Raw genomic sequence first — 18105 nt, forward strand, 5'->3', positions numbered from 1 at the left:
TCTGTGATGGCTTCATAGCTTGTGGCATACCTTGGCCACAGCCAGCCATCATCCAGTTTAGTTCAGGTCGCCGACATAGCGTGCTTTCACTACAGGTTTTACGGCGTTTGATCCTCGCCATATGATTCATTCAACAGGGACTCCTCGGAGAAGAGGCTCATGACATGCCATACCTGGCGTGATTCCGCCGGCTGGGAGCTGCTGATTTTGCCGCTCTTCAAGTCCTCGCGGAAGGCCGGGACCACCTCTTCCATCCGGTGTATGAGCTCTTGCATTTCATCCTGGGTGAGCATAAGATTGCTCGTTTGCATCTGCGCCTTCACCGGCCCGGGCTCCTGCCCCCGATAGTGCTGTTCGGCATGGTGCAAGGCAGCCTGAAGACGCCGCTGCTCATCATGGATGACCTGCCCCAGATATGCGTCCATGGCGGTTCCGGTTTGATCTTCCGGCCGCTCCCCGGCCTCGCCGGTGGTGTACCCGCGCGCCGCGGGCTTCCACACGCGATCCCGCTTGTCGCGAGCCAGCTCAGGGGCTTCGAGGATCATCTCGGCTTTGGCCAACTCGCGCAGGTGGAAGCTGACCTTATTTGCTGGAATCCCCAAGGTGAGCGCCAGATCTGCCGCACGAGCCGTTTCCATGGCAGAAAGCGTGTCGAGAATCTGCCGACGCAGGGGGTTGGCGATGGCTTTGAGCATGGGTGTTGTGAATGTGACCGGCGGCTCGTTGTGGCTCATGAGCACATGATAGCAATTCCCCAATTTAAATTGCGCAAGTTCTATTGCGCAATATTATTTGCGGACTTATGGTTGATTCATGCCCCTCACCCCAGCTCCGGATCTGCCCACCGTTGTGCCCGAGGCTAATCAGCTGCCCCGGCTTTGGGCCCAACGCGCCTACCGGCGCTGGTGGGCCGCGGACACCTCGGCCCTGCTGGCCGGCGGCATCTACCAATTCGCCCTCCCCCTGCTGCTGCTCGCGGCCACCGGCTCCCCCGCCCAAGCCGGCGCGCTGGCGGCGCTGGGATTGCTGGCTCGCACGAGCCTGACCATGGCCGGCGGAGCGATGGCGGACCGGGCCGAGCGGACGCGGATGATCGTGCTCGGCGGGCTAACCGGCGCGGCCCTCTCCGGGGCGTTGGCGGTGGCGGCGTGGACCGGAAGCCTTGGAACATTGATCCTCTGCGTGGCCCACGTGCTGATGGAGCTGCGCTCGGGGTACTTCTCAAGTGCCAGCAACGCCGCATTGAAGGATGCGGTGCATCCCGGGCAATTAGGCCGTGCGATGGCGGCGAATCAGGGGCGCGATGCGACGCTGATCCTGGCCTCGGCGCCGCTGGCCGGAGTGCTGCTGAGCTTCGGCGCGGGCCTCACCCTGCTCTTGGTCAGCGTCCTGCAGATCATCTCGGCGATGGCCGGGCGGATGCTCGCCGCCCCGTTGCGCGTCGCCCGCAGCGTACGCGGCATGCCCACGCAGCCCACCGAGAACATCGCCGGCGGAGTGCTGCCGGGGATGCGCTGGTGCTTCGCCCGGCCCCAGCTGCGGATGCTGCTCATCTTGATTGTCGTGGTCAACCTGGGCACCAATGGGATGATCACCACGCTGATTTATGGTTTGCAGCAGCGCGGCGAGGCGCCGTGGTTGATTGGGCTGGTCTCCACGTGCATGGGCGTGGGGATGCTGCTGGGCTCGTTGCTAGCCACCGGGCTGATCGACCGTTTCCGTACCGGCCCGTTGACCTGCTTCTGCCTCACCACACTGGGGCTGGGAAGCCTGTTCATGGGGTTCGGCTCCAGCCTGTGGTGGATGGGTGCGATGCTTGCACTGTCCTTTGTCAGCGTGCCGGCGCTGAATGCCGGAGTCGGCGGCTACTTCATGGCGGTGATCCCGGCAGAGATGGCCGGACGGGCCAGCGCGCTGGTGACCTTCATGGCACTCTCGGCCCTGCCGCTGGCACCATTGTGCGCCGGTATCGGCATCCAGTGGCTGGGCATGGGACCCACGCTGGTCTTCTTCGGATCGCTGGTAATGCTCACCGCGATGGGTGCGTGGTGCTCACCGCTGATTCGCGGGATCCCCGGCACCAAGCAGTGGAATGAAGTTCAGCTGGCAACTACCTCGAATGAGCAGGAGCGCAGCGCCAAAGCAGAAGCGGAGGCCAACCCCAGCGGTGGGTCCCGCGGAACCAGCGCATCGCACGGCGGCAAACGACTGACCCGCGCGCATCATGGACGTTTCCCCGACCCCTACGGCCAGCAACCTCACACCACCCATCGCCCGCTCCCGCCAACCGAGCAGTGGAACTACCTGTAGGCGCGAAGGCACAGAACCTCTACCGCGCGGATCGTTCTGGATCTAGGCTTGAACCATGAACAAGCCGGCCCCGCCGACCATCAGCGCAATCACCCTCGGCGTGCGCGATGTCGGTGCTTCAACAAGGTTCTACACCGAGGGACTGGGGTTCGAGCTGGTCCAGCCGGCCCACCCGGAGATCGCGTTCGTTCGTGCCGGTCACGGACTGATGCTCGCGCTCTGGGACGTCTCGCAGATGCCCGGCGAATACGGCAACATCGGCCACGGCGAGAAGGCTCCCCCGCTATCCTTGGGCCACAACGTGCGCTCCGATTCCGAGGTTGAACATCACTACCGGCGAGCGCTGGATGCCGGTGCCAGCTCGGTCTCCGAGCCGACGGTGCAGCCTTGGGGCGGGATGAGTGCCTGCGTGGCCGATCCTGATGGGTTCCGCTGGGATTTTGTGCATAATCCCTCGTTCGTCATTGGAGCGGACGGGCATGTGACTTCGGTATAGCGGTTGCGGATTGCTTGGCGGCCCGTTGCTTTACCGTGCTCGCCGCGCACGGATGAACTCGGCTTTGCCGGCGAGGTAGCCGATTCGGTCCCCGGGGTTCTGCAACGCCACGCTCCGCTTGAGTGCACCATAGGCATCGCGTTCGACTGGGTGCGTGCGCAGGTAGTTCCGAAAGGCCAGGTAGCCGGTCCATTCGGTTGATCCGTGCTCGATGGCGTGTGCGTTGACCAGCCGGATTCCCGGTTCGATTTCGAATCCGTACATCAGGTCCGGACGGTAGGCGTCCTTTTCGCCGAGGCAGAGAAAGCCCAAGCTCAGCAGCCAGTGATGGATGCGATCCAGATTTGCGGCCGGCTCGAAGCCGATGGCGAGGTCGAGAATCGGTTTGGCGGCAAGCCCGGGAACGGCGGTCGATCCGATATGTTCGATGGCCCTGATTCCTGCCGGCCAGTTCACGTCCAGTGCGTTCGCGACGCCGGTGAACGCCTGGGCCCAGCGCGGGGACGGCGCAGCCAGAGCGACGACTCCACGGCGCAGCCCGAGGTCCGCTTCGCTCAGGCTTGCCACCAGTGCCGAATCCAGCGGCTTGGGAATCTCGGTTCGCAGGCGCCGCGGCCTGTTGGGTGGGCTGGTGCTCATGGAATGATCCTATGCCCCGCGCTGGTCCAGTCCCTCGGCGTTCATGCGCTTGGCCAGTTCGCCCACGCTTTCCCCTTCCGTGGCGGCTTGGCTGAGTTTGGGCCGGTAGCTGGGTTGCGGCCGATTGGCGTCGCCTAGATACCCGGCGGCCGGAAGCGTCTCTGGTTGGTGCAGGTCCCAGGCGTTCAGGGCCTGCAGGGAGATGCCGCGCGGTCCGGTGCGCCGGGTGATGCCATGGATCAGCAGCATGCGTGTGGAGAAGAGCAGCGGGCCGGTGCGCTGCTGGGTGTCATCGAAGAAGGTGGCGTCCACGCACCCCGTTCCGTCGTCGATCGAGATAAAGACCACCCGCTTGCCCCCGCGCATCGGCGGAGTCTGGGTGGCGATGCGCACCCCGGCCACCAGCACTTCGGCGCCGTTGCGCAGGTGGAGCAGTTCCACCGCCTGGGTGATGGGCAGGTGGGCCAGTCGCGCGCGGTAGGAGGTGATCAGGTGTTCGCTCACGTCCAGGTGCAGCAGGTCCAGTTCGGTGCGCACTACTTCTTCGGTGCTCAACTGCCTGCCGGTGGCTTTGATGTGCTCAATGGCGCCCAAGGGCAGGGCGAGCTGTCCAGGGCCGGGCCGGTATTTGGCCGGGATGCTTGCGTGCGCCATGGATTGGGTGTGGGCGATGGTGTCCGCCCTGCTGGTGCCTGCAAGGAGCGAGTCGAAGACGCCGAGCGCCGCAAGATTTTGGTAGCTGCGCCGGGACAGGCCAGCGCGTTGGCGGACGTCCGCGAGGCTGTCATAGGGTTGCCCGGCGACCAGCCGGGTGACCTCGCGTTCGCTCAGTTGGTGGATATCGCGGAAGGCGAGGCGGATGCCGTATTGGCCGGGGCGGATGGTTCCGGCGGCGCGCGGGACGGTCGGCGTGCCACGCACAGCATTTTCGAATACGCGTTCGACTCGGTAGTGGCCGGTGGAGCGGTTGACGTCCAGCGGGAGGATGGGGATGTTCATGCGGCGCGCCTCGGAGACCAAGAGGCGTTTGGGGTACATACCCGGGTCGTGCTCCCAGATGCCGGCGAGGAATGCCTCGGGGTGGTGCGCCTTTAGCCAGGCCGAATGGTAGGTGGGTACGGCGAAGGCGGCCCCGTGGGCTTTGCAGAAGCCGAAGGAGCCGAAGCCCGCGAGCACCTTCCAGACCTTGTCGATGATCTCCGGCGCGTAGCCCTTTCGCGCAGCGCTGGTGCGGAAGTATTTTTCGACCGCGGGTTCTTGGGCCGGGTTGCCCAGATGCCGGCGGTAGACATCTGCCATCCCCAGGGTGCAGCCGGTCATCACGTGGAGCATGCGCAGCACCTGTTCATGGAAGACGGTGACCCCATGGGTTTCGGCGAGCGCGGGCTTCAGATCCGGGTGCAGGAACTGCTCGGGAGCGAAGCCGTGGCGGTGCTCCAGGTAGGGCTTGACCATATTCGATTGCATGGGTCCGGGGCGGAACAGCGAGATGTCGATGATGAGGTCGTTGAATTCGGTGGGGGCGAGTTTGCCGATCAGTTCGCGTTGGCCCGGGGATTCGATTTGGAAGCAGCCCAGGGTGTGCGTGGAGCGGATCAGCTCATAGGTGATGGGGTCATCCAGCGGAACGCGGGCGAAGTCGATCTGCCCATTCTCTTCGATGTACTCCGCGTGCCGGTGTCCCCCGGCGCGGGCGACCGCCTGCTTCGAGGGGTGCAGGCGTTTGATCTCCTCTAGCGTGTAGGCGATCGCCGATTGCATGCGCACTCCGAGCACGTCGAGCTTGATCAGCCCCATCAGGTCCATATCGTGCTTGTCGTACTGGCTCATGGGCAGTCCCATCCCGGAAGGTTGGACCGGGGTGCGGTCCAGCAAGCTCGCGTCGGAGAGGATCACCCCGCAGGGGTGCATGGAGATATGCCGCGGCAGCCGGTCCAGGCGTTCGGTCGCGTCGATGAGGATGTCCAGTTGCCCGTCGGAGGTGATGCGCTTGGCCAAGGGGGCGAGTTCAGGCTTTTCCTCCAGCGCCTCGCGGAAGGAGGAGGCCGAGAAGCGCCAGAGCTGCTTGGCGATCTCGTCGACCTGTTCTGGCTCCAGACCGAGTGCGGCTCCGGCGTCGCGGACAGCGCCGCGTGCCCGGTAGGCGTTTTGCATGCTCATCAGACTCACGCGCTCCTCGCCATAGGTGTCGAAGATCTTGTGGTAGATCTCGTGGCGGCGCGCGGATTCCACGTCGATGTCGATATCCGGCAAGGTGGTGCGGGTATCGGAGAGGAAACGTTCGAAGACCAGATCGTGCTGCAGCGGGTTGACCTGGCTGATGCCCAGCAGGTAATTGACCAGGGAGGAAGCGCCGGAGCCGCGGGCGGCCACCCGCACGCCCATGCCGGTGATCAGGTTGACGGTTTCGGCGACGGTGAGGAAGTAGCCGGCGAAGTCCAGCCGTTCGATCACCCCCAGCTCCAAAGCCAGCTGTTTCTCGATCTCGCTGCGGCTGGTGTTCGGCAGCAGCCGCGGAGCGGCGGCGAAAACCCGTTCGGTCAGCTCCTGCTGGGCCGGACGGTGCAAGCCGATAATTTTCGCTTCGGGGATCACCGGCTGCTTCCAGCCAAGATCCGTATGAGCATCCAATGCCGCCCAGTCGGCGAGCTGCTCCGTATTGCGCAGGAGCTTGTAAGCCCAGGCGCGTTCGGTCACCCGGGAGAGGTCTTGGGCCAGCTGGTGCATCTGGGCCGGGGATTTCAGCCACCCCTGCCCGGTGGGCTGCAGTTCTTCCAACGCGCTGAGGCTGCCGAGCACCCGGGCAGAGTCGAGAATGTCGGCGGTGACCGCCCCGTCGGCATCGGCATAGCGCACGGCGTTGCTGAGCACCGGTGCGACGCCCAGCTCCGCGGCGAAACGCAGCAGCTTGCTGGCGAAGCCCAGGCTGTAGCGCTTGCCGGGAGCGGAGAGATGGGTGGTGATTTCTGCGCGCAGCTGCCCGCCGGCCAGCTTCTTCCAGTGGGCCATCAGCGCACGGGCCTGGGAGTACTTGCCGCGTTCGATGGCCCGCGAAACGTCGGATTCGGCACCGAGCAGAAGCATCAGCTGCCCGCCGGCCAGCCGCGGCGCCAGGTCGGCTTGGCTCAGCCCGATGATTCCGCGTGGGTTTTGGTGCGCCGCGGAGACCGCTCGGCACAGCGCGGCGTACCCGCGTCCTTGCGTGTTTCCGCGGGCGAGCAGGATAATGCGTCCGGCGGGTTTTCCATGGCCGTCAAGTATCGCGAGGTTAACTCCGAGGATCGGGCGCAGCCCCTCGGTGAGGCAGGCTCCGACATGCTTGACCGCGCCGAAGAGCCCGTCCCGATCGGTGAGCGCCAGCGCCTCGGCTCCCTGCGCGCGGGCGGCGGCCGCCAACTGGGGCGGACTGGAGACGCCATAGTGCGCGCTATAGGAGGAGGTGACATTCAGGTGGGTGAAGCTCATGGTCGGATCCTTCGAAACAGCTTGGAATACCATTAGAACAAAGTTTCGAAAGATGTGCATTTATGCCCGGTCAGGCGCTGATTGGCAGTTCCTGGTTTACCCGGATCAGTCGCCAGTGAGTGGATTGCGGGTCGAAGCTTACGTCGATGCTCCGAGTGGGACCGCGGCCCGCCGCTTGGGTTATTTCAAGTCGCCAGATCTCGTAATCCACTAGTCCAGCACCGATCCCGCGGGGTATGCGCAGGTTTTCGTCCCACCACTTGCGGCGCTCGAACCATCGCTGAGGCTCAGCGACCAGCCGATATTCGCAACCCTGCCAGGAAATCCGCAATGGCACCCCGCTCGGGGCGCAGGAAACCTGAATCGACTCGGTAAAAATGCCCACGTGCAACTCCTTCAACCCTGCTAACTCAATCTTATTCGAATACGTGTTCGAACAATAGTTACGCTAGTCAGATCGACGGACAGTTTAGGTTGGTGACGTATCAGAGCCCCGGCCGCGTCTAGGATTCGGGAGCTTCGCGGGGCCACGCCGCCAAGTGGCGCACTTTGCCGTCGCGCAGCGTGAGGAACGGTTGAGCCGGTGGAGGGTTCAATTATTCCTTCGGATCGCCCGAATTCCAGAGGGACTGAGCGAATAGACCCGACGCATGGCAGCGCTCAGCGCAAAAGAGGAGGAATAACCGACGTCACGGGCTATCTGCCCCAATGAAGAATCGGTGCTCTGCAGGGCATCCCAAGCCAGCGCCAAACGCAACCGGGTGAGGTATCCAACCGGCGGCATTCCCATGGCTTCATGAAACGCCGCGGAAAAGGCCGAACGGGACATGGCAGCGATCCCGGCAAGCAGTGCAACGCTCCAGGGCTCCTCCGGCTCGGACCACATTGCCCCCACAGCAGCTGAAATCCCCGGTTTTGCGCCTGGGACCATGCCAGCCCCCGGCATTTGCTGCAGTACTTGGAGTGCGAGGATATCCAAAAGCCGATCTAAGACCAGCGACTGCACAGGCCCTTGCCGCTCGGCTTCAAGGTGCAGCAGCTCAACCCAATTCCAGAGCGCTGCATCCTCTATCAGGCATAGCGCTCGCCCCTCGCAGATCAAGTCGGTAATCGCGCTGGTCGTGGTGAAGGTGCAGACCAACAGCTGGTCCGCACCGTCGCGGGCGTTACCCCACGAGCGGACGCCGTGCCGCAGGGTCTCAGTGACCGGCCGGGCCGCAGGGCCGAGGCATTGCTGGTCTGGTCCAATCAGGTATGTTTCAACGGCGGCGGCACGCGGCTGCGTGCTGTCCGCAAACACCCGATAAGGCGCCGTCCCATGAATGACCACTAAATTTCCCGGTTCGGCTTGGACCGTTGCTGCACCGCGCTGCACCGCGCAAGATCCGGTGCGCACCGCCAGGATTGTCAACGCGCAGCGATCTTGGACTTCGACTTCCCAGTTCCCTTCCATGCTCATACGCAGGATGAAGCCATCACGGGCACGCGGCCCCGTGGGAAAAGCATGTTGAGCGCTCACTCCCTCAGATTGGACGATGGCGCATGCTTTGTCGAGTTTCAAACATTCTGCATCTGCAATCCGTGCGCTTGAATGAATACCATGCACAGGAAAACGGCTCCCACCCCAGCTCTCACGTCCCGGACAGGGGCGGTGAGATGATCCCCGAATGGCTAGCGGCCGCATTGCTCATAGCAACTATTAGCAGCGCTGGGATTGTTGCTGGATTTTATGCCGCCTTCGCACTGGTGGTCTTCCCGGCACTGACCTCGGTCCAGAATTCGGCGGCCGGCGACTTCATGATTTCGGTGAACCAGCACGCCGAACGGCCAGCGTTTCTCGGCTTGTTCTTTCTTAGCCTCTTGAGCAGTCTTGGCTACACCGCGTACGCCTTGGCGCAGGGCCTGCTGGTCCCTGCGATGGGCTCCCTGCTGGTGCTGTCCGGCGCGCTGCTCACCATCTTCCTCAGCGTTCCCCTGAACCGTGCCCTGCAGCGCGCAACGATACCGTGGACGCGCTATCGGCGCCGCTGGCACCGAGTCAATGTGCTGCGCGCAGTAGGCTCCGCAGCCGGGGCACTGCTGCTGCTCCTCACTGTCTGATCCATCGCATTGCCATGGCCGAACGCAGCGACGCCGATGCGTCGGAGTACGCCGCGCGCGAAACTTCTTACGTCACTGTGTCCCGAATACTCGATTAGCTTGGAGCGCACCGATAGCATCAAGACACACGAACAATTAATCTCAGGAGCAAATCCATGCCGCATAAGGTCAAAGCCGTTATTTCCCGCGCCAAAGACGCCCCGGTTGAGGTCGTCGATATCATCGTTCCGGACCCGGGACCCGGAGAGGTCGTTGTCGACGTGCTGACCGCCGGGGTCTGCCACACCGATCTGCACTACAAGCTCGGCGGAATCGGCAACGACTACCCGTACCTGCTGGGCCACGAGTCCACCGCGGTAGTCAGCCAGATCGGTGAGAACGTCACCAATGTGGTCGTAGGCGACCGAGTGATCCTGAACTGGCGTGCGGTCTGCGGCCAGTGCCGTGCCTGCGCCAAGGGCCAGGCGCAGTACTGCTTCAATACCGCGAACGCTACCCAGAAGATGACCTTGGAGGACGGCACCGAGCTCTCCCCTGCATTGGGCATCGGATCCTTCGCCGAGAAGACCCTGGTTGCCGCGGGACAGTGCACCAAGGTGGATGAGGACGCAGACGCGGCCGCCGTGGGCCTGCTCGGCTGCGGCGTGATGGCCGGCATCGGTGCGGCCATGAACACCGGTGAGGTCAAGCGCGGCGAGTCCGTAGCGGTTATCGGCTGCGGCGGCGTAGGAGTGGCAGCGATTGCCGGCGCCAAGCTGGCCGGTGCCACCACCATCATCGCTGTGGATCTGAACCCGACGAAGCTGGAGACCGCAAAGCAGCTCGGCGCCACCCATACCGTCGATTCCTCGAAGGTCGATCCGATCGAAGCGATCAAGGAACTGACCGGCGGCTTCGGCGCAGACGTGGTTATCGACGCGGTGGGCCGCCCGGAAACCTACAAGCAGGCCTTCTACGCCCGTGACCTTGCCGGCCGCGTGGTGCTCGTCGGCGTGCCGACCCCGGATATGAAGCTGGAACTGCCGCTGCTGGACGTCTTCGGACACGGCGGATCGCTGAAGTCCTCCTGGTACGGCGACTGCCTGCCGAGCCGCGACTTCCCGATGCTCGTGGAGCAGTACAAGCAGGGCCGGTTGGACCTGGACGCCTTCGTCACCGAGCGGATCAAGCTGGACGAGATCGAGGCAGCCTTCGACAAGATGCACGAAGGCACCGTATTGCGTTCGGTGGTGGAGCTTTAATGAGCGCGCAGATCGAGAACATTGTCACCTCGGGCACCTTCTCCCTGGACGGAGGCACCTGGGAAGTCGACAATAACGTCTGGATCATCGGCAACGATTCCGAGGTCTTGGTGATCGACCCGGCTCATGACGTGGAGAAGATCCTCGAGCAGGTCGGCGACCGCGAAGTGATGGCCGTATTGCTCACCCACGGGCACGATGACCACATCCGCGCCGCGGTCGAATTCTCCGATGTCGTCGAGGCTCCGCTGTACCTGAACCCGGCCGACACCATGCTCTGGGAGAACGTTTACCCCGAGCGCAAGCCCGATGCCGAAATTCAGGAGGGCGATACCTTCACCATCGGCGACACCACGCTGACCGCGCTGCATACCCCGGGCCATTCCCCGGGTTCCACCTGCTTCTACGCCGAGGACCTGGGTGTGCTGTTCAGCGGTGACACGCTGTTCCACGGCGGACCGGGGGCTACCGGCCGCAGCCACTCCAGCTTCGAGACGATTATCGAGTCGATCCGTACCAAGCTGTTCGTCTTGCCGGAGCAGACCGTGGTGCACACCGGTCACGGAGATGCCACCACCATCGGCGCCGAAGCGCCGAATCTTGAAGAATGGATCGCGCGCGGACACTAAGCTGCGCAGCTTTCTTTGACTACCGGCCGGCTTCCAGAAGCTGGCCGGTAGTTTTTAACTCCAGATACACGCGGTAACTGGAGTGGGCATGGGAAGATAGTTCCCATGCCAGAATCTCTAGCCGCGGCACCGCGCAAGATCCCCACGCTATCCTTCGGCCTCGGAATTTTCCTTTTACTCGCAGGCGTCGGACTGCTCTGGTGGGACAGCCGGCAGATGGTGACGATCTATTCCGGATCCTATGTGTCGCTGCGCGAGGATACGTTCCATTTCGGGCCCAGCGCCACCATGCTGCTGGGCCAGCTTTTGCTTGGACTCGGGCTCGCCGGCTGCGCTCTGGGCTGCGGCTTTCTGCTCTCCAAGGGCACCTGGCTTGGCCGGATCGCGCCATGGATCCCGCTCGGGATCGGTGTGCTGTTGCTGCTTGCCGCCGGAGGTCTGCTGTGGTGGGACAGCGTCCAGGTGAAAACATTTGGCTGGTTCGCCTACGCGCCCTTGAGCACCGCGGAACTCCATGGGCAGATTTCGGCGAGCGCCGCGTTGATCTTCGGAAAGATTGCTTTGGGACTCGGCTTCGTGATGCTGGGCGCCAGTACCGGGCTCACGCTTGGCCGGCGCGCCGCGCGGCGGGGCCAGGAGAGCTAGAACAACGACTTGTGCTCTTCGATCAGCTCTGCCGAATCGTTGCGCACGTTGCCTACCGCGGGGTCCACCTCGTACAGGCTCCAGGTGGAAGCCACATCGTAGGCCCGCGCGCGGACCTCTTCGATGAGCCCCTCGCCGTCAGCGTCACTCGGGTTCAGCCAGCGGGAGAACATCTCCGGATCCAGCGGGATCGGCAGCCGGTCATGCAGCCCGGCGAGCTCGCCTAGCACTCCGGGCTCCTCGACAGATGGCGAATCCATGGTGAGGATCGAGGTGGACAGGATCCAGTCACCGTTTTCGTCCTTCCACCATTCGTAGAGTCCGGCGAAGAACATCAGTTTCCCATCCTCGCGGTGCACAAAGAATGGCCGCTTTTTGCTGCCTTCCTTCTTCCACTCGTAGTAGCCCTGCATGGGGACGGCCGCGCGGCGCTTCTTGACCGCTGACCGGAAGGTCGGTTTGCTGGCCGCGGTCTCGCTCCGGGCGTTGAAGGCGCGCACCCCCACCGACAGCTCTTTGGCCCAGCCGGGAACCAGGCCCCACCGGGCCACATGGACCTGGCGGTGCAGTGCATCGTCGATCAGCCGTTCGAGAACGATCGGCACATCCGTGGTGGGGGCGACGTTCCATGAGTGGCGCAGCTGGAGGTTGTCGTCTGCCTCGGCTTCGGCCTCCGCGACGAGGTCGCCAATCGCTTTGGCCATGACGTAGCGTCCACACATCTTTTTCGCCTCTCTTCGAACCTAACCGATGGGCACCAGTGTAGTCCGCGCCCCGAGCTTGGGTGCGGACAAGAAGTGCGTCGCAAAATTCTTCTGACCCGCGGGCGCAAAGTGGAACAAATCGATAGTTCACGTGGTTGCATGAAGTATGAGCAACGAATTAAATCTTGAAAAGTATGTTCCTGCTGCGGGTGGGGTCACCATGTTCACCACCAGCTGGTGCGGATACTGCCGCAATCTCAAGCGGCTGATGGATCAGAAGGGTGTGGCGTACACCGAGGTAAATATCGAAGATGTCGAAGGCACCGCCGAGATCGTGGAGTCCTTCAACGGCGGTAACCAGACCGTCCCGACCTTGATCTTCCCTGATGGCACCGCGGCTACCAACCCGCGCATCGAAGAAGTCGTCGAACGCGTCGGCCTCTAAGCCCCCGCACTAGACCGTTCTAAGCATTCGAAGCCCGGCGCTTTTCCCCGAGAGGGGAAAGCGCCGGGCTTCACTTGTTGAACCGCAGCCGTGGAGGCTTAGGCCTCCAGCAATTCGGTGTGCTCCCGGTAGACGGCGAGCAATGCCTCGATAAAGCTCTCGACGGTGACCCCGGAGACAAGATCATCTGCGGCGCCCACGGTGGACGGCTCCATGGGGATTTCCATCGCCCGGTACACGGTATCGAGCACCGAACGCAATGGAGCGGAATCCTCGATGACAAAAACGCTACTGAACAGCCATGCCCCGGAGATCACCCGTTGCGCGGTACCGATAAGTTTTACCGGGACCTCGCTGCGTGACCCAGCTGAGGGAACCCCATGGACCGAGTAGTCCCCCGGGCAGTACTCGCCGGGGATCGGCCCCACATGCGCATCAACTTTCAGCCGGCGGAAGGCTCGCGCATAGAGGTCGGCGAAAACCTTAAAGCGTTGCTGTTGCCCAATGATCGCTTCGGCGTGCGGTTCGATATGATCCACGATCAGCGTGCCGCGGTGATAGGCCGCCGCTCGCCCGCCGGCCTTGCGCACCAGCGGCGCGAAGCCGGCAGACTGGGCCGCTTGGGCGGCACGTTCAAATCCAGGCAGACGGATATCGCGCTGGCCAAAAGCCAGCGTTGGATCGGGTCGATAGAAACGTAATAATGGGCCCTTGGTCCCGGCCTGAACTTCTCGCAGCAGATGAACCCCGCGCTCCAAGTCAGCTTCGGGATCTCCGCTGGCTTCCTCAAACTGGTAGGAAAGCGGCGCGCTCGATTCGGGATTCCAAAGGGTCATGTTCCGAGTCTAATTCAGTCCGCTTCGTACACTGGCTCACCGCGCCTTAAAGGAGCGCTCGAGGCTGTGATGAGAGGCTCAGAATTCGGGTAACGGCAGGTTCTGCGTGATAATAATCTGGTGCCTAATTCTTCCACCCCAGTGATCCTTCTCGGCGGTCCATCCGGTTCTGGCAAGTCATACCTTGCCAACCGTTTTGGCAATCCGCACCTTCCACTGGACGAGTTCTACCGCCAGATCAGCGAAGATGGGCACCCCGAATTGTTTCCGCGCACCGGATACGGGGAAATCGATTGGGATCATCCGCGTACGTGGAACCAGCATGCAGCTTTGAACGCGGTCGATGAACTGCTGCTCCAGGGCCATACTGTGGTGCCGAATTATTCGATCACTACCTCCAGCTATCACGGGCATCGCGAAGTGCATGGAACCGGCGGTCCGATTATCGCCGAAGGAATTTTCCTCTCCGAGGTGCTGGAACCGTTGCGTGCCAAGGGAATCAACGTCCAGGCCTACTATGTGGATGAACCTGCGCTTCTCACCACGGTACGACGCTTCATCCGCGATGTTTCCGAGCGCCGAAAGCCGGTCCGGTTTTTGATTAAGCGCGGCTATGCGCTGTTCCGCGCTCACGGCGCAGATCGCGAAACCTACCGGGCCAAGGGCTTCACCATCATGCCTAAAGCCCAGCTGAAGAAGCTACTGGCTGAATTAGCGGCTGCTAACGATTAGAGCTGGCGCACGGTCAGTATCTGCTCGGCGCGGCCAAAGGGTCCGTTGACATCGTGAAGCACGGTGGAGGTCAAGCCAATACCGTCGCTGCCGTAGCTTTGCTGCACTTCGAGGCCCAGCCATTCTCCATCCGGCACACGGTACATATGGATCTGCAGATCCAGATTCGGGAACATCCAGCTGCCATCGCCAGGTTCGACGCGGGGCACCACTCCATTGGCGGTATCCACCAGCCCGATCAGACTTGCCAATCGCGAAGCTTGTACACCATCTAGCAACGCATAAGGTGTCCGCAGCCAAGCGATTCCCTTACCCGCACGGCGGCCGGGAACAGCGCGTAATTCGATGGAACGGATGTACCCACCGGGCCACTGCACGGAGATGTTCTGCGGTTCGCCGTCCTCGGGACCCGGTACCTTGGAATCTTCAATTCCAGCAACCGCGGTTGAGTCTGCGGTGATCACTCGCCACGCCCTAGCTACGATGCTAGTGCGTCCCTTGGCCGTCATCTCGGCTTCGATCAGTTCAATGGTCCGGCCCGGACGAATCATCCGCGTGGTGACCTCAAATTCACCTGCGTGAATCAGTCCGTGGATTTCGAAGCTCAGCCGGGCGATGCGCATGTCGTCGCGAGGCTGGAAGTTCTCCAAAGCATGGGTCAAGATCCCCGAAGCCGGGGCCATATGCTGTTCGTGAGGATTCCATGCGCCCTGGGTATGCCAAGATGACCGATAGCGCCCATCTCCCAGCTCTTCAAAGTAGAAGTCGCCGTTGGCAAGGATCTTGTCCAGTTCATCTTCGAGCTGGTGTGTCATGAATCGATCTCCCGGTCTGCAAGCTGAATGGTTCTTGGTCACAGCCTAGCCAAACTTGGTTCGTGGTGCGGCTTAGTTTGCATGCCCGTCGTGATGATGCGCGCGCGTGCCTGCGCTGTCCATCATGCTCAGCACCTCAGCGACACCACCGATGGCGCGAACCGAGTGTGGGGTCATGGTGTCGAATTGCGCGGCCTGCCCTGCCTTCACGTGGAAGACACGTTCACCGAGCCTGAGCTGCACTTCGCCCGAGAGCACGGTGAACCATTCTTTGCCCGGGTGGACCCTGTCCTCTGTCGGGATCACCTGCTGCTGCTGCGGGTCGTACCGGATCTTCGTGACGATCACCCCGTTGACAGCATCGTCGTCCGATAGTTTCCACATCGTCATTCCGGGAACAGCAATCGGCTCGGGTCCGATGATCACCCCTTTCCCGTCGGCGGGCGCCACGAGCTCATCCAAGGTGGTGCCCAGGGACTTGGCGATAGGCACCAGCTGGTCCAGGGCGATCCGGCGGTTTCCGGTCTCAATCCGGCTCAGCGTCGAAACGCTGAGTCCTGCCCGGTGGGCAAGGGCCTCCAGAGACCACCCCTTGCCTTGGCGTAGGGCTCGAATTCGCTGTCGAATGACCGAGTCTAAATCCAGTTCTTGCGTCATACGCAAAAACATACACGATAACTGCAAGGCATCGATAGGTTAGATAGTGATTCGATAACCCCAGCCAAGGAGAGCACCATGGAAAAATACGACGCCATCATCGTTGGAGGCGGCAACGCAGGACTAGCCGGAGCGATCGCACTAGCCCGTTCGCGGCGCAAAGTCCTAGTGGTCGACGAAGGCAATCCACGCAACGCAGTCTCAGCTCACGCGCACAACGTGCTTGGCCATGAAGGCATCAGCCCGCACAAGCTATTGGAGTTAGGCCGCGCGGAGGCCACTGATTACGGAGTCGAGTTTGCATCAGCCCGCATTGAGTCACTGAGCGGCTCGCTAGAAGAAGGATTCATAATTTCCACCCAAGCCTCCCAATGGCAGGCGGAACGAATCCTTCTAGCAACCGGCCTATCCGATGCCTTGCCAGAGATTCCAGGACTTCAAAAAGCTTGGGGCACCTCTGCCCTGCATTGCCCGTACTGCCATGGATGGGAGGTACGCGATCAGCAGATCGCCATTTTAGGTGTCAGCGAAATGAGCACACATCAGGCTCTACTCTTTCGCCAGCTCAGCGACACTATCACCTACGTTAACCACGCGCCGAAATCCCTGACAGCAGAAAACCGCGCACTGCTCGCCGCAGTAGGAATAGAAGTTGTCGATGCGCAAGTCACCGACATAGCCGTCAGCGACGACGGGCAGGTACAGTCCTTGGCTTTGAACAACGGGAGCACCCTTGGCGCTCAGGCAGTAGTGGTGGCAAGTCAGATGAAGGCAAACGCATCGCTGTTCCTCGGCTTAGGCGGAGATTTGAGCCAAAACCCCATGGGAGAGTTCATCTCGGTCAACGAAATGGGAGCCACGAGCGTTCCCGGGGTTTACGCCGCCGGAAACATCTCAAACCTAGGGGCAATGATCGGTTTGGCGACCGCAGCCGGAACTATGGCTGGCGCCGCCATCAATGCTGATCTAGTTATGGAATCGGCCAAGAAAAAATTAGCTAGAAAGTGACTCAAGGCTTGAACCCTCCCCCAAGGGCAGACAATACGATATCTACATGGAATACAGCATTGGGGAATTTGCCGCGTTGATGAACGTGACGGTGAAGACGCTTCACCACTATGAGAAGCTCGGTCTGCTCATTCCGACTCGGGTCGATCAGTTCACGGGCTACCGAAAATATAGCTCGGCTCAGTTTGAAACAATGATGCAGATTCGCCAGCATCAGCATCTTGGACTCCCGCTGGCTGCTATCAAGCGGATCATTATCGACGAAGTCGATGATGACTCGTATGAAGCTATCCTCGAAAGCAGGAAGGTCGCACTGCGAGATCGGATCACGAAGGATTTACAAACCTACGGTGCGCTTGCCGCCACTTTGGGCGTCGAAGATGCGCTTTCAGGGTTTGCCGAGATGCATTCGAGTATGTTCGTCATCAATTACGACAGGATCCCGCCGCCAACACTCAGCGGATGCCTGCGTCCGATGCCACCGCAAGTTGAGGGCTCCGGCTTCAGTCCAGTGCCTCATTCTGAGCTGGTCAGCATTTCGGTCCCTCTCTCGTCAAGAAGCGTCGGCAATCTCAAGCAAGCAACAAAGGCTCTTGCCGACAAGCTTTTGCCGGGAACCGACGATGGTGAAATCAAATCTCAGATCTGGTACTGGATCGAGACAATGGACGAGCCGGATGCCGGGACCCCATTCAGAATGCACGCGGGCATCGAGGCAAGAGAGGACATATCGTTTGCACCGGAAGCCGTGAAAACTAATTTGCCTGATTTTCAAATTTCTTTCACCGGTCAGAATTTCCGAGCATTTGGTTCTGGAGCATGGCGTCAAATGACCAATCATGTGCACCACGAGATGTATGAGCAAGGCGCTCTGCCAACCGGTCCGCTATTTATCCAACTAGGAAAAAACACTGATTATCTCGGGGATTCCTTGGCATTCCAAGGGGGTGTCCACGACGATTCAATTCGTCGATCCTTTGACGAAGACGATGACCCGGACGGCGGAGACGGACCCACCAACCCATTCGATCACTGGTACTCCGATATGTAGCCCTGAGTGCCCATGTCCTACGGCCTGGCTCTTGATGAGAGGTCGACTGTAGGACAAGCTCGAAAAATGATGGTACGCTTAATTTGTTACCTCGACGTTTGAAGGTGTGAGTCATCCGCCAGCGAATGTTAGCAGTTTAGATTTGTAGCAAGACAAGCAAATCGTCTGTGCAGCAAATCGGTTCAACGATTCTTCGGAATTAGCGAACTCCTATCGAAACGAATTTTCATCTTCTCTTCTTCACCGCTTACAGCTCGTCCAGACGCTTCTCAGCGTTTCCACGATGCGGCTTCCAAATTCTACTCCACTGACTCTGGCCATGATTCCACAGT

General features: G+C 61.4%; 19 protein-coding genes. 10 read left to right on the forward strand and 9 right to left on the reverse strand.

The features are described from left to right. Positions 1 to 98: 98 nt before the first annotated feature. Entirely contained in the window at positions 99 to 734 is a 636-nt protein-coding gene (locus tag LG294_RS09415; protein WP_404285288.1) for a winged helix-turn-helix domain-containing protein, read from the reverse strand. A 79-nt stretch (positions 735 to 813) separates the two neighbouring features. On the opposite strand from LG294_RS09415, the gene LG294_RS09420 reads away from it, so the two are divergent. Both LG294_RS09420 and LG294_RS09425 read left to right on the forward strand, forming a co-directional pair. Further along, complete coding sequence (locus LG294_RS09420; RefSeq protein ID WP_404285289.1) at positions 814 to 2310, forward strand: MFS transporter; 1497 nt, start codon at positions 814 to 816, stop codon at positions 2308 to 2310. A gap of 55 nt (positions 2311 to 2365) precedes the next feature. Continuing rightward, a complete protein-coding gene (locus LG294_RS09425; protein ID WP_404285290.1) occupies positions 2366 to 2806 on the forward strand; it encodes a VOC family protein in 441 nt (146 codons plus the stop codon). Between the two features lie 30 nt (positions 2807 to 2836). Here the strand turns inward: LG294_RS09425 and LG294_RS09430 are convergent, their stop codons facing one another. The 4 genes from LG294_RS09430 to LG294_RS09445 form a co-directional block, all read right to left on the reverse strand. Then, positions 2837 to 3445: a GrpB family protein gene (locus LG294_RS09430; RefSeq protein WP_404285291.1), complete on the reverse strand. Its 609-nt coding sequence runs from the start codon at positions 3443 to 3445 to the stop codon at positions 2837 to 2839. 9 nt (positions 3446 to 3454) lie between these two features. Continuing rightward, a complete protein-coding gene (locus LG294_RS09435) occupies positions 3455 to 6910 on the reverse strand; it encodes a DNA polymerase III subunit alpha (protein ID WP_404285292.1) in 3456 nt (1151 codons plus the stop codon). A 70-nt stretch (positions 6911 to 6980) separates the two neighbouring features. Then, the gene (locus tag LG294_RS09440) at positions 6981 to 7295 is read right to left on the reverse strand and encodes a hypothetical protein (protein ID WP_404285293.1); all 315 of its coding nucleotides are present in this window, start codon (positions 7293 to 7295) and stop codon (positions 6981 to 6983) included. Between the two features lie 207 nt (positions 7296 to 7502). Then, complete coding sequence (locus tag LG294_RS09445; RefSeq protein WP_404285294.1) at positions 7503 to 8429, reverse strand: AraC family transcriptional regulator; 927 nt, start codon at positions 8427 to 8429, stop codon at positions 7503 to 7505. Positions 8430 to 8566: 137 nt separating this feature from the next. On the opposite strand from LG294_RS09445, the gene LG294_RS09450 reads away from it, so the two are divergent. The 4 genes from LG294_RS09450 to LG294_RS09465 all read left to right on the forward strand — a co-directional run bounded on the left by LG294_RS09450 (position 8567) and on the right by LG294_RS09465 (position 11525). Continuing rightward, positions 8567 to 9010 carry a hypothetical protein gene (locus tag LG294_RS09450; protein WP_404285295.1) on the forward strand — a complete coding sequence of 148 codons (444 nt, stop codon included), beginning with the start codon at positions 8567 to 8569 and terminating at the stop codon, positions 9008 to 9010. 155 nt (positions 9011 to 9165) lie between these two features. Continuing rightward, positions 9166 to 10251, forward strand: a complete 1086-nt coding sequence (locus LG294_RS09455) for an S-(hydroxymethyl)mycothiol dehydrogenase (RefSeq protein ID WP_404285296.1) — start codon at positions 9166 to 9168, stop codon at positions 10249 to 10251. Further along, the gene (locus LG294_RS09460) at positions 10251 to 10880 is read left to right on the forward strand and encodes an MBL fold metallo-hydrolase (RefSeq protein ID WP_404285297.1); all 630 of its coding nucleotides are present in this window, start codon (positions 10251 to 10253) and stop codon (positions 10878 to 10880) included. Before LG294_RS09455 ends, LG294_RS09460 begins: the two co-directional genes overlap by 1 nt. 105 nt (positions 10881 to 10985) lie before the next feature. After that, positions 10986 to 11525 carry a hypothetical protein gene (locus LG294_RS09465; protein WP_404285298.1) on the forward strand — a complete coding sequence of 180 codons (540 nt, stop codon included), beginning with the start codon at positions 10986 to 10988 and terminating at the stop codon, positions 11523 to 11525. On the opposite strand, the gene LG294_RS09470 is transcribed toward LG294_RS09465, so the two are convergent. Further along, positions 11522 to 12229, reverse strand: a complete 708-nt coding sequence (locus tag LG294_RS09470; protein ID WP_404285299.1) for an SOS response-associated peptidase — start codon at positions 12227 to 12229, stop codon at positions 11522 to 11524. The two genes, LG294_RS09465 and LG294_RS09470, sit on opposite strands and share 4 nt — an antisense overlap. A 166-nt stretch (positions 12230 to 12395) precedes the next feature. Here LG294_RS09470 and LG294_RS09475 point away from each other — a divergent pair, with 166 nt between their 5' ends. Continuing rightward, positions 12396 to 12674 carry a glutaredoxin domain-containing protein gene (locus tag LG294_RS09475; protein WP_404285300.1) on the forward strand — a complete coding sequence of 93 codons (279 nt, stop codon included), beginning with the start codon at positions 12396 to 12398 and terminating at the stop codon, positions 12672 to 12674. Between the two features lie 98 nt (positions 12675 to 12772). Here LG294_RS09475 and LG294_RS09480 read toward each other — a convergent pair whose 3' ends face one another. Then, positions 12773 to 13510 (reverse strand): biotin/lipoate A/B protein ligase family protein, encoded by a 738-nt coding sequence (locus LG294_RS09480; RefSeq protein ID WP_404285301.1) that lies wholly within the window; start codon positions 13508 to 13510, stop codon positions 12773 to 12775. 120 nt (positions 13511 to 13630) lie between these two features. On the opposite strand from LG294_RS09480, the gene LG294_RS09485 reads away from it, so the two are divergent. After that, positions 13631 to 14242: a uridine kinase gene (locus LG294_RS09485; protein WP_404285302.1), complete on the forward strand. Its 612-nt coding sequence runs from the start codon at positions 13631 to 13633 to the stop codon at positions 14240 to 14242. On the opposite strand, the gene LG294_RS09490 is transcribed toward LG294_RS09485, so the two are convergent. Together LG294_RS09490 and LG294_RS09495 are read right to left on the reverse strand one after the other, a co-directional pair. Continuing rightward, entirely contained in the window at positions 14239 to 15057 is an 819-nt protein-coding gene (locus LG294_RS09490) for a thioesterase family protein (protein WP_404285303.1), read from the reverse strand. The two genes, LG294_RS09485 and LG294_RS09490, sit on opposite strands and share 4 nt — an antisense overlap. Positions 15058 to 15129: 72 nt before the next feature. After that, positions 15130 to 15714, reverse strand: coding sequence for a helix-turn-helix domain-containing protein (locus tag LG294_RS09495; protein ID WP_404285304.1), 585 nt, complete (start codon positions 15712 to 15714; stop codon positions 15130 to 15132). Positions 15715 to 15792: 78 nt separating this feature from the next. Between LG294_RS09495 and LG294_RS09500 the strand changes: the two genes are divergently transcribed. Both LG294_RS09500 and LG294_RS09505 read left to right on the forward strand, forming a co-directional pair. Further along, the gene (locus LG294_RS09500; protein ID WP_404285305.1) at positions 15793 to 16722 is read left to right on the forward strand and encodes an NAD(P)/FAD-dependent oxidoreductase; all 930 of its coding nucleotides are present in this window, start codon (positions 15793 to 15795) and stop codon (positions 16720 to 16722) included. Positions 16723 to 16768: 46 nt separating this feature from the next. Beyond that, positions 16769 to 17773 (forward strand): MerR family transcriptional regulator, encoded by a 1005-nt coding sequence (locus LG294_RS09505; protein WP_404285306.1) that lies wholly within the window; start codon positions 16769 to 16771, stop codon positions 17771 to 17773. Positions 17774 to 18105 lie beyond the last annotated feature (332 nt).

The sequence above is a fragment of the Glutamicibacter arilaitensis genome, from assembly GCF_044793945.1.
GTDB classification, from domain to species: Bacteria; Actinomycetota; Actinomycetes; order Actinomycetales; family Micrococcaceae; genus Glutamicibacter; species Glutamicibacter arilaitensis_B.

Excerpts from the sequence above, each read along its gene's own strand:
- LG294_RS09425 (WP_404285290.1), top strand. The coding sequence starts at position 2,366 with ATGAACAAGCCGGCCCCGCCGACCATCAGCGCAATCACCCTCGGCGTG.
- LG294_RS09420 (WP_404285289.1), top strand. The coding sequence starts at position 814 with ATGCCCCTCACCCCAGCTCCGGATCTGCCCACCGTTGTGCCCGAGGCT.
- LG294_RS09430 (WP_404285291.1), bottom strand. The coding sequence starts at position 3,445 with ATGAGCACCAGCCCACCCAACAGGCCGCGGCGCCTGCGAACCGAGATT.
- LG294_RS09505 (WP_404285306.1), top strand. The coding sequence starts at position 16,769 with ATGGAATACAGCATTGGGGAATTTGCCGCGTTGATGAACGTGACGGTG.
- LG294_RS09435 (WP_404285292.1), bottom strand. The coding sequence starts at position 6,910 with ATGAGCTTCACCCACCTGAATGTCACCTCCTCCTATAGCGCGCACTAT.
- LG294_RS09455 (WP_404285296.1), top strand. The coding sequence starts at position 9,166 with ATGCCGCATAAGGTCAAAGCCGTTATTTCCCGCGCCAAAGACGCCCCG.
- LG294_RS09495 (WP_404285304.1), bottom strand. The coding sequence starts at position 15,714 with ATGACGCAAGAACTGGATTTAGACTCGGTCATTCGACAGCGAATTCGA.
- LG294_RS09490 (WP_404285303.1), bottom strand. The coding sequence starts at position 15,057 with ATGACACACCAGCTCGAAGATGAACTGGACAAGATCCTTGCCAACGGC.
- LG294_RS09480 (WP_404285301.1), bottom strand. The coding sequence starts at position 13,510 with ATGACCCTTTGGAATCCCGAATCGAGCGCGCCGCTTTCCTACCAGTTT.
- LG294_RS09470 (WP_404285299.1), bottom strand. The coding sequence starts at position 12,229 with ATGGCCAAAGCGATTGGCGACCTCGTCGCGGAGGCCGAAGCCGAGGCA.
- LG294_RS09500 (WP_404285305.1), top strand. The coding sequence starts at position 15,793 with ATGGAAAAATACGACGCCATCATCGTTGGAGGCGGCAACGCAGGACTA.
- LG294_RS09475 (WP_404285300.1), top strand. The coding sequence starts at position 12,396 with ATGAGCAACGAATTAAATCTTGAAAAGTATGTTCCTGCTGCGGGTGGG.
- LG294_RS09460 (WP_404285297.1), top strand. The coding sequence starts at position 10,251 with ATGAGCGCGCAGATCGAGAACATTGTCACCTCGGGCACCTTCTCCCTG.
- LG294_RS09415 (WP_404285288.1), bottom strand. The coding sequence starts at position 734 with ATGAGCCACAACGAGCCGCCGGTCACATTCACAACACCCATGCTCAAA.
- LG294_RS09450 (WP_404285295.1), top strand. The coding sequence starts at position 8,567 with ATGATCCCCGAATGGCTAGCGGCCGCATTGCTCATAGCAACTATTAGC.
- LG294_RS09465 (WP_404285298.1), top strand. The coding sequence starts at position 10,986 with ATGCCAGAATCTCTAGCCGCGGCACCGCGCAAGATCCCCACGCTATCC.